Annotated in this window: 8 protein-coding genes and 1 riboswitch; of the genes, 2 read left to right on the top strand and 6 right to left on the bottom strand. The window is 54.9% G+C overall.

Annotated features, from left to right (window positions below; translation table 11 throughout):
* Window positions 1-309: 309 nt before the first annotated feature.
* Both murI and btuB read right to left on the bottom strand, forming a co-directional pair.
* The gene (gene murI, locus AC2CF9_RS16120) at window positions 310-1,161 is read right to left on the bottom strand and encodes a glutamate racemase (protein WP_150018359.1); all 852 of its coding nucleotides are present in this window, start codon (window positions 1,159-1,161) and stop codon (window positions 310-312) included.
* Window positions 1,106-2,971 carry a TonB-dependent vitamin B12 receptor BtuB gene (gene btuB, locus AC2CF9_RS16115; RefSeq protein WP_484557457.1) on the bottom strand — a complete coding sequence of 622 codons (1,866 nt, stop codon included), beginning with the start codon at window positions 2,969-2,971 and terminating at the stop codon, window positions 1,106-1,108. Before btuB ends, murI begins: the two co-directional genes overlap by 56 nt.
* 69 nt (window positions 2,972-3,040) lie before the next feature.
* A riboswitch (cobalamin riboswitch) is annotated at window positions 3,041-3,220 on the bottom strand.
* Window positions 3,221-3,333: 113 nt separating this feature from the next.
* On the opposite strand from btuB, the gene trmA reads away from it, so the two are divergent.
* The gene (gene trmA / locus AC2CF9_RS16110) at window positions 3,334-4,437 is read left to right on the top strand and encodes a tRNA (uridine(54)-C5)-methyltransferase TrmA (RefSeq protein WP_484557456.1); all 1,104 of its coding nucleotides are present in this window, start codon (window positions 3,334-3,336) and stop codon (window positions 4,435-4,437) included.
* A gap of 31 nt (window positions 4,438-4,468) precedes the next feature.
* Here trmA and AC2CF9_RS16105 read toward each other — a convergent pair whose 3' ends face one another.
* Both AC2CF9_RS16105 and fabR read right to left on the bottom strand, forming a co-directional pair.
* A complete protein-coding gene (locus AC2CF9_RS16105) occupies window positions 4,469-4,825 on the bottom strand; it encodes a YijD family membrane protein (RefSeq protein WP_039381151.1) in 357 nt (118 codons plus the stop codon).
* An 18-nt stretch (window positions 4,826-4,843) separates the two neighbouring features.
* Window positions 4,844-5,488, bottom strand: a complete 645-nt coding sequence (gene fabR / locus AC2CF9_RS16100) for an HTH-type transcriptional repressor FabR (protein WP_484557455.1) — start codon at window positions 5,486-5,488, stop codon at window positions 4,844-4,846.
* A 193-nt stretch (window positions 5,489-5,681) separates the two neighbouring features.
* Between fabR and sthA the strand changes: the two genes are divergently transcribed.
* Window positions 5,682-7,082 carry a Si-specific NAD(P)(+) transhydrogenase gene (gene sthA / locus AC2CF9_RS16095; RefSeq protein ID WP_039381156.1) on the top strand — a complete coding sequence of 467 codons (1,401 nt, stop codon included), beginning with the start codon at window positions 5,682-5,684 and terminating at the stop codon, window positions 7,080-7,082.
* Here sthA and oxyR read toward each other — a convergent pair.
* Both oxyR and argH read right to left on the bottom strand, forming a co-directional pair.
* Entirely contained in the window at window positions 7,065-7,982 is a 918-nt protein-coding gene (gene oxyR, locus AC2CF9_RS16090) for a DNA-binding transcriptional regulator OxyR (RefSeq protein ID WP_150018364.1), read from the bottom strand. The two genes, sthA and oxyR, sit on opposite strands and share 18 nt — an antisense overlap.
* A gap of 349 nt (window positions 7,983-8,331) precedes the next feature.
* The gene (gene argH, locus AC2CF9_RS16085; protein ID WP_484557454.1) at window positions 8,332-9,705 is read right to left on the bottom strand and encodes an argininosuccinate lyase; all 1,374 of its coding nucleotides are present in this window, start codon (window positions 9,703-9,705) and stop codon (window positions 8,332-8,334) included.
* Window positions 9,706-9,770 lie beyond the last annotated feature (65 nt).

Here is a 9,770-nt window from a genome sequence, read left to right as displayed (position 1 = left end):
ATATTTTTTACGTCCGGAGACGCTGATATCAATCCTGCGAGTGCCCACACAGATTGTCTGATAAATTGTTAAAGAGCAGTGCCGCGATTTCTCAAGCGGCGCGGGATGCGTATATTACGCTTTCCGCATTTTCAGTCAAGCATTTATTTTTGCTTTTCTGAAGGTTGCTGTAAAAGCCACCTGCTTAACGCGACGCTTCGTAAGCCGTTGTGCCGTGTCAGTGGAGGCGCATTATAGGGAGTTCTTCCGGGCTGACAAGTGCTAATTTTGAATTATTTTCTGAGTGTTGTTTTTTTCAGCGAAACCGCCTCAAACTGCCAGTTTTTCGAGCAATGGAAAGCCATAACGCTGTAAAACGCTGGATAACTGTACCGCTTCTTCGTCCATAGATGTGCAAAATGCGATGTTGCTGTCAGCAGAAGCCGCATCAGGCGCCTCGTGCTCAAGCAACCAGACGGTACGCCTGGCTATAGCAGCACCGGAATCAACCAGACGGGTACCATCCGGCAGAACCTGCTGCAGTTCATCGCGCAGCAGTGGAAAGTGCGTACAGCCAAGCACAACCGTATCTGGCGGCTCTTTCATTCGTAACCAGGGTTGCACTGCCCGGCGAACCTCACTCAGTGATACCGGTTCACCATGCAGCTTCGCCTCTGCCAGTTCAACCAGCTCAGCAGACCCCAGCATCTCAATGGTGCACTCCCGGGCAAACTGTTTCACCAGTTCATGGGTATAGGGCCGCTTTACCGTTCCCCGCGTTGCCAGCAGCCCGACTACCCCGTTACGTGTCAGGCGAGCCGCCGGCTTAATTGCCGGCACCACGCCGACGACCGGAAACGCAAAGCGTTCGCGCAGTGCGGGTAAAGAGACGGTACTGGCCGAGTTGCAGGCAATGATGACCAATGCGAGCGGAAAACGCTGCGTAATGGCCGTGACCACTGCCACTACGCGTTCAACAATGTACGTTTCCGTTTTTTCGCCATAGGGAAACCCTTCATTATCGAAAGCGTAGAGATAGTGCAGGTCCGGCAGCAGCTGCCGGACTTCATCATAGACGGAGAGCCCACCTACGCCGGAATCAAACACCAGCACGGTGGGACGGAGATCAGAAGCTGTAGCTGGCGCTAAGGTAGTATTCTCGTCCAGGGGTGCGATAGCCATAAACCGTCTCATAATCCTTATCCAACAGATTGGCAATTTTACCACGAACTGTCAGATGAGACGTGACCGGATACGCAGCTGAGAAATCCACCAGGCTATAACCCGGCATGCGACGCTGTGTTGCTGCGTACTGGTTGGTATTGTTGTTATAGCTTTTACCAAAATATTGCCAGGCGAGATCAAAGTCGATATCCAGTGCGGTCCAGTCCAGCTGATATTTATATTGCTGGCGGGAACGGTGTGCCAGCACCTCATTATCGTCATCGCGGCGCGGATCGATATATTGCAACGTGATACGGTGAGTAAAAATACCGGTATCTGCACTGCCGCTCCACTCAATGCCTTTAATCGTCGCTGACTGTACGTTGTAGTAGGTGCCGGTAAAGTTTTCGTCAGCTCTGTAGTCGATCAGGTTATTAATTTTATTCTGGTAAAGATAAAGGTGCCATTCCACCGGACCGCTGAGTCCTTCGAGACCGGTTTCAATCTGATGTGACTTCTCAGCCCGGAGATCGGGATTGGATGCAATAAACAGACGGCTCTGTCCATACATCTGCCCCAGCGTAGGTGCCTGGAAAGCGGTGCCATACGAAAAGATGAGGCGATAATCGGGCATAAACGTCCATCCCGCCGCTGCCTGCCACGTGCCGTTCCAGCCAAACTGGTTGTTATTATCACCGCGCAGCGCACCCTCCAGCGTAAGCGTATTGAACTGCTGCTGCGTGGTCAGATAGTAACCGGTGCTGTTACGCGTGTAGTTGTCAGCGCTGAACCGATCGCTGGACGCGAGTTTCTGCTGCTGCCAGTCGATGCCGGCGCTGAGTGTGCCATGCACCATGGCAACACTATTGCCCCACTGCAGATTACGCTGGCTCATATCATCCAGCGACGTGCCCGGACGATAGAGGCCGAGCGTACTGGCATAGTTGTAATCTTTATAGCGCTGGTAGCTGTAGCTCAGTTCCGAAGAGTAGCGCTCTTCACTGAACTTCATACCGCCTTCATAGGTATGATTATAAATCTGCCGTTTATCACTGCCGTCCTGATAGCCTGCATCATACGCACTATTATTGCCGTAGCCGTAGCCGCGAAAGAAGGCGGATAAACTGTCGCTGATACGGTGATTCACACCGGCCCAGAATGTTTTACTGCGAAAGCCGTCGCGATCGCCATCAACCGCATACGCCGACTGCGGCTGGATGTTATAGCCGCGCGTCGACTGAAAGGCCCCCGCTACGGTTACCAGCGTATCCTCGCCCACCTTATGTCGCAGCGCCGCATCATACTCCTGATAGCGATTCGACCCGAGACCCGCCGTTATTTGCCCGCCTGGCTCGCTGTTCCCGGTAATGATGTTCACCACGCCGCCAATGGCATCGGCGCCGTAAACGGCGGAGCGTGGTCCGCGGATCAGCTCAATACGCTGAATCAACGCCAGCGGAATCTGGCTAAAGTCAGCGATGCCGGTGATCCCTGATTTCGCCAGCGGGATCCCATCAATCAGCACCAGCGTATGACGCGCCTCCGCGCCGCGGATATAAATGTAACTGGTCTGGCCCGGACCGCCGTTTTGCGCAATATCTACGCCAGGCAGGCGCCGCATGACATCAGTCAGCGATTTTGCCTGCCAGCGATCGATCTCTTCCCGCGTGATCACCTCACCCGGCGCCAGCACGCTGCTGACCGGCTGCTGAAAGCGATTAGCGGTGACAAGTTGCGTATTATCATTTTTCCGGGCATAGCCAGAGGGCGCCCAGAGCGACAGCGCTGTTGCACTCAGGGTGAACAGCGAAGCAGAGGTTATTTTCATTGTTATAGCATCCAAAGGATCGAGCCGGATGCCGCAGGCCTGAGATCGATAGCACGCGATGATCTCAGCGTTTGCGACGATACACCGGCAGGTCTTCGGGCTGAGAATCATAAATGGTGAAGACTTCCCATCCGTCAGGACAGTGTCTGCCTGGGCGATCACCACGACATTCTTTTACCGCTGCGCGTCAGCTCCAGATTTGCACTGGATTCCCTTTTAACTCAATGAGGCCGGCGGCCGCAGTCTACGGTTAAGCCCGCCGCCGATCCACTCCTCCCGCTTTCTGACGTTCGGTTGGGCTGGACATCAGCAGTTGAATGCCTACAATCGCCCGGCAAGCAGGCTTATTACCAGGATTGAAGATGACACCCGAACAGCTCCCGATTGACCAGTATGACGCGCAACTCGCTGAAAAAGTCAGCCGTTTACAGACGATGATGACCCCTTTCACCGCGCCTGATGTGGAGGTGTTCCGATCGCCGGTCAGTCACTACCGTATGCGCGCAGAGTTTCGCATCTGGCACGACGGTGACGACCTCTATCACATCATCTTCGACCAGGCGACCAAACAGCGCATTCGCGTGGACAGCTTTCCGGCCGCCAGCGAGCTGATTAATCAGATGATGCCCAGACTGATGGCAGCGATACGCGATAATCAGGTGCTGCGCTTTAAGCTGTTCCAGATCGATTACCTCTCCACGCTGAGCAACCAGATTGTGATCTCCCTGCTTTATCATCGCAAACTGGAAGAAGAGTGGCATGCCGCCGCCAGCGCGCTGCGTGACCAGTTACGTGCTGAAGGATTTGATGTGCAGCTGATTGGACGCGCGACCAAAACCAAAATCTGTCTGGATCGCGACTACGTGGATGAGCGTCTGCCGGTGGCGGGCAAAGAGCTGATTTACCGCCAGGTAGAAAACAGCTTTACCCAGCCTAATGCCGCCATGAACATTCAGATGCTGGAGTGGGCGCTGGATGTTACGCAGCAGTCGCGTGGCGATCTGCTGGAGCTTTACTGCGGTAACGGCAACTTTTCGCTGGCGCTGGCGCGCAATTTCCGCCGCGTACTGGCTACAGAGATAGCCAAACCCTCGGTGGCGTCGGCTCAGTACAATATCGCCGTAAATCAGATCGACAACGTGCAGATTATTCGTATGGCAGCGGAAGAGTTTACCCAGGCCATGAACGGCGTGCGCAGCTTTAACCGGCTGGAAGGCATCGATCTCAGCAGCTATCAGTGCGAGACCATTTTTGTCGATCCGCCACGCAGCGGGCTGGATGATGAAACGGTAAAAATGGTGCAGGCGTATCCGCGTATTCTGTATATCTCCTGTAACCCGCAGACCCTGTGCGACAATCTGGCCGCGCTGTCAGGCACGCATCAGATTGAGCGGCTGGCGCTGTTCGATCAGTTCCCGTATACCCACCATATGGAATGCGGCGTATTGCTGACGCGCAAAGCATAAAAAAACGGGAACCCGCAGGTTCCCGTTTTTTTTACTGCCGGCTTCTGGCGCGGCGGAAGCGCGTGCCAATCCAGAACACCAGTCCCGTCATCAGAATGACAGGAATGAAGTTCGAGCCGATATCCGGATATTCTGCGCGCACCATGGCGCTATAGACCAGAATGCCCAGCAGAAAAAATGCCGCAGCCAGTGACGGCATGCCGTCCGGCATATTGCGATTGAGGTAACGCTGATGCAGGCACCATGCTGACAGCCCAAGCGCTATCAGCGGGAAAATGGAAAACGGCACAAAGCTACTGAACAGCGCCGAAAAGGAGCCGTTGATTGCTAAACCAGTAATAAAAGAGAGTAATAACGTTCCTTTATCACGAGGATGCTGCTCAATCATTTCATTATCCTTATCACGTTATTTTTCAGGGAGTTCCAGGGTCACGGCCAGCCGCTCTTGTTCCCGGCGATACCAGTAGTAGGCGCCTTTGGCGATCATACGCAGCTGCAGTACCAGCCGCTCTTCCAGCTTACGCCGCTGGTCAGAGTCGACATCCAGCGCTTCAGCGCCGGCGCTAAAAACAATGGTCACCATCGCCTCAGCCTGCGCTTCGGTAAAGCTGCGCGGCATACGGCTTTCCAGCTCAAGGTAGTCAGCCAGTTCGGCGATAAAATGCTGGATCTCACGTGCGACAGCAGCGCGGAAGGCGGCTGACGTGCCGGAACGTTCGCGCAGCAGAAGCCGAAACGCATTCGGGTTGTTGCCGATGAACTCCATAAAGGTTGCCACCGACGTTTTAATGATGCTGCCGCCTTTCGCGATACGCTGGCGCGCCTGGCGCATCAGCTGGCGCAGCATCAGCCCGCTCTCATCAACCATGGTCAGTCCCAGCTCATCCACATCACGAAAGTGACGGTAGAATGAGGTAGGGGCAATGCCGGCTTCACGTGCCACTTCGCGTAAACTCAGGCTGGCAAAACTCCTTTCTGCACTAAGCTGACTGAATGCAGCTTCAATCAGCGAACGTCTTGTACGTTCTTTTTGTTGCGCCCGAACGCCCATCTTTGCGGCCTTGTGAGTAATCAGGCACTCACTATAACAAACTTTTCAGCGTACAGCCGGGCAAACTTTGTCACCGCCTGTTAACCTCACTGAATGTCAAACTTCTGCATTTTTCACTGTTAGAATTCAGATGTGCGCGGCGAGATGTTAGAATCTCGTTGTAAAAATGTATAGAAGAATAGGACGTACTGGTATGCAAAAGTCTTACGATTACGATGCCATTGTCATTGGCTCCGGTCCGGGCGGCGAAGGTGCGGCGATGGGGCTGGTCAAGCAGGGAGCGCGCATCGCAGTGATCGAACGCTACCACAACATTGGCGGCGGTTGTACACACTGGGGAACCATCCCTTCCAAAGCGCTGCGCCATGCCGTCAGCCGCATCATTGAATTCAATCAGAACCCGCTCTACAGCGATCATACCCGTCTTCTCCGCTCCTCGTTCGCTGACATCCTTAACCACACTGAAAATGTTATCAGTCAGCAGACTGCCATGCGCCAGGGCTTCTATGAGCGTAACCGCTGTGAACTCTATCAGGGCGACGCGCATTTTGTTGATGCCAACACAATAGAGGTGGAGCAGCCTGATGGCACCCGCGAGCAGCTGACGGCAGAAAAATTTGTCATTGCCTGCGGCTCACGTCCCTATCACCCGGCCGACGTCGACTTTACACACCCGCGCATCTACGATTCCGACTCTATTCTGAATCTGCATCATGAACCGGGTCATGTGATTATCTATGGTGCCGGCGTGATTGGTTGCGAATACGCCTCTATCTTCCGCGGTCTTAACGTCAAGGTCGATCTCATCAACACCCGCGATCGCCTGCTGGCGTTTCTTGATCAGGAGATGTCCGATTCCCTCTCTTACCACTTCTGGAACAGCGGTGTGGTGATCCGTCACAACGAAGAGTTTGAGAAGATTGAAGGCGTCAGCGATGGCGTGATCATGCACCTGAAGTCAGGCAAAAAGGTCAAAGCGGATTGTCTGCTGTATGCGAACGGCCGCACCGGAAACACCGACTCGCTTTCGCTGGAGAATGTAGGTCTGGAAGCGGATGGACGCGGCCTGCTCAAAGTCAACAGTATGTATCAGACCGCGCAGCCGCACATTTATGCCGTGGGTGATGTAATTGGCTATCCAAGCCTGGCTTCCGCCGCCTACGATCAGGGGCGTATTGCTGCTCAGGCAATTATCAAAGGTGAAGCGAGTGCGCATCTGATCGAAGATATTCCGACCGGTATCTACACCATTCCTGAAATCAGCTCGGTAGGAAAAACAGAGCAGCAGCTGACCGCGATGAAAGTGCCTTATGAAGTGGGCCGTGCGCAGTTTAAGCATCTGGCACGCGCGCAGATTGTTGGCATGCACGTCGGCAGCCTGAAAATTCTGTTTCACCGCGAGACAAAAGAGATTCTGGGGATCCACTGCTTTGGTGAGCGCGCGGCGGAGATTATCCACATCGGCCAGGCCATTATGGAGCAGAAAAATGGCGGTAACACGATTGAGTACTTCGTGAATACCACCTTTAACTACCCTACCATGGCTGAAGCCTATCGCGTGGCCGCACTGAACGGATTAAACCGCCTGTTTTAACGCCGCGTCAAAATGGCCCTGCATATGGGTTTTGATTGCTTCTGCCAGCTGCTCATAGCGGCTGCGCAGAGGCGAGCCTGGCCGGTAAACCAGCGCGATAGTGCGCTGCGGCACCGGTTTATAACAGGGCAGATAGCAGACACCATCGCGCACGCGCTCTTTGGGCACCGCCAGTGAAGGCAGTAGCGTAATACCGCTGCCGGCCGCCACCATATTACGCAGCGTTTCCAGACTGGTGGCGCGAAAATGGGTATCTTCGTCCGCACCCGCCTCAAAGCAGAAGCCCATCGCCTGATCGCGCAGGCAGTGACCATCTTCCAGCATCAGCAGTTTTTCACCCGCCAGATCGGACATCGGCACGCGATCGCGATCGTGCCACGGGTGATCTTCGTAGATCGCCAGCTTCATGGGCTCATCAAACAGCGGCACTTCGATAAAGGCTTCACTCTCTTTAACCAGCGCCAGAATAGCGCAGTCGAGTTTGCCGCTGTCGAGCTGTGCCAGCAGCTGCTGAGTCTGCGCTTCGTGCAGATACATCTCCAGCTTCGGGAAAGTCTGATGCAGCATAGGGATAATATTGGGCAGCAGATAGGGGCCGGTCGTGGGGATCAGTCCGATATGCAGCGGTCCGGACATCGCTTCACCCTGCTGGCTGGCCATCTCTTTCAGCACCTTAACCTCACGCAGTACGGTTCGCGCCTGATCAACCAGCAGTAGCCCTGCCTGGGTGAACAGCACTTTACGGCTGGTACGTTCCAGCAGCATGACGCCCAGTTCATCTTCCAGCTTACGGATCTGTCCGCTCAGGGTCGGCTGACTGACATGACAGGCATCAGCAGCGCGGCGGAAATGGCGGTGTTCCGCAAGTGAAACCAGATACTCGAGATCGCGAATGTTCATTAATATCCTCCAAACCACGATAGCCCGTGGCGATAGATAGAATAGCAACGAACGATTGGCCCTATCAAGCTATGCACGGGAATAATAGCGCCCACTGATTTAAGCCCATGCATTTGTAGAGAAATTTATTTATTAGCTGAACATGTGCCGGGGCTGAACGCTTTTATGAAAAACGCTTTTTACGCAGCAAATCTGTTTTGCTGAACCCAATCACTGTGCTGGCGGGGAGTGCCGGTACGCTGATGATGTGCCTATAAAAATATGCAATTCCGAAGCCAGAGGTTGGCGGGCTTTTTTATAAAGCCCGCTTTTTTTATGGCGTATCAAACCGGCCAGCGTCGGGGAGCGGCTATTGCAGGCGCGCCTGTGCTTCGCGGATCGCCTGGGCTACCTGCTGCGGCGCAACACCGCCGCGCGCGTTACGCTTGTCGAGGCAGGACTGCAGCGAAAGCACCGGATAGACATCCTCTTCAATGACGTCACTGAACTGCTTCAGCTGAGCCAGACTCAGCGCTTCCAGCGCCACACCCTGCTGGATAGCCGCGACGACCGCTTCTCCCACAATATGATGCGCCTCGCGGAACGGCACGCCTTTCGCGACCAGATAGTCAGCCAGCTCGGTGGCATTGGCGTAGCCCTGTTCAGCCGCTTCCTGACAGCGCGGACGTTTAACCTGAATACCATCCAGAACCAGAACTGACATATGCAGACAGTCGAGCCAGGTATCCAGCGCGTCAAACAGCCCTTCTTTGTCTTCCTGCATATCTTTGTTGTAGGCCAGCGGCAGGCCTTTCAGCGTCATCATCATGCCGGTCAGTGCGCCCTGGACACGGCCGCATTTACCGCGAATCAGCTCCAGCGCATCCGGATTTTTCTTCTGCGGCATCAGCGATGAACCTGAGGTGACTTTATCAGACAGCTCGACGAAGCCCGCCTCGCCCGTGTTAAAGAAAATCAGGTCTTCCGCAAAGCGCGACAGATGCACCATGCCGATTGACGCGTCAGAGAGCAGCTCCAGCACGTGATCGCGATCGGACACGGTATCCAGGCTGTTACGCGTGGCCGAAGCAAAACCGAGCCAGCCCGCCAGCTGCTCGCGGTCAATCTCATAAGCGGTACCGGCCAGCGCACCACAGCCCAGCGGGCTGACATCCAGCCGCTTCAGCGTATCCTGCAGACGGCTCTCATCGCGCGCCAGCATTTCGGTATACGCCAGACACCAGTGGGCAAATGTAACCGGCTGCGCGCGCTGCAGATGCGTATAACCCGGCATGACGGCATCCTGATTCGCTTCCGCCGTCGCCACCAGCGCGCTCTGCAGCTGACGCGTCGCGTCCAGCAGCAGGGCAACCTGCTCTTTGCACCAGAGCTTCAGATCGGTGGCAACCTGGTCGTTACGGCTGCGCCCGGTATGCAGCTTTTTACCCAGCGCGCCGACCTTATCGATCAGCTTGCCCTCGACCCAGCTGTGAATATCTTCTGCATCGCTTTCAAGGATCTGCGACGGATTCGCGCGTACGTCCGCCAGCAGTTCGTTCAGCGCCGCTTCAAGCTGCTGCTGTTCCGCCTGGGTTAAAACGTTCACGGTCACCAGCGCTTTTGACCACGCCACAGAGCCGGTGATGTCCTGCTCCGCCAGGCGATAATCAAAACGCAGTGAATCATTAAACTGTTTAAACCGCTGATCTGCTGCCTGCGAAAAACGTCCGCCCCAAAGTGCCATCTGCTTGCTCCTGAAATCGTGTTGAAAAAGGCGGCCTGAGCCGCCCTTGCATAACTGCTGCTGCG

The sequence above is a fragment of the Pantoea sp. SYBGC1 genome (assembly GCF_057197005.1).
The sequence above is the reverse complement of the archived record's forward strand: the minus strand, read 5'-3'. Positions and strand labels throughout refer to the sequence as shown.

Excerpts from the sequence above, each read along its gene's own strand:
- murI (WP_150018359.1), bottom strand. The coding sequence starts at position 1,161 with ATGGCTATCGCACCCCTGGACGAGAATACTACCTTAGCGCCAGCTACA.
- btuB (WP_484557457.1), bottom strand. The coding sequence starts at position 2,971 with ATGAAAATAACCTCTGCTTCGCTGTTCACCCTGAGTGCAACAGCGCTG.
- trmA (WP_484557456.1), top strand. The coding sequence starts at position 3,334 with ATGACACCCGAACAGCTCCCGATTGACCAGTATGACGCGCAACTCGCT.
- AC2CF9_RS16105 (WP_039381151.1), bottom strand. The coding sequence starts at position 4,825 with ATGATTGAGCAGCATCCTCGTGATAAAGGAACGTTATTACTCTCTTTT.
- fabR (WP_484557455.1), bottom strand. The coding sequence starts at position 5,488 with ATGGGCGTTCGGGCGCAACAAAAAGAACGTACAAGACGTTCGCTGATT.
- sthA (WP_039381156.1), top strand. The coding sequence starts at position 5,682 with ATGCAAAAGTCTTACGATTACGATGCCATTGTCATTGGCTCCGGTCCG.
- oxyR (WP_150018364.1), bottom strand. The coding sequence starts at position 7,982 with ATGAACATTCGCGATCTCGAGTATCTGGTTTCACTTGCGGAACACCGC.
- argH (WP_484557454.1), bottom strand. The coding sequence starts at position 9,705 with ATGGCACTTTGGGGCGGACGTTTTTCGCAGGCAGCAGATCAGCGGTTT.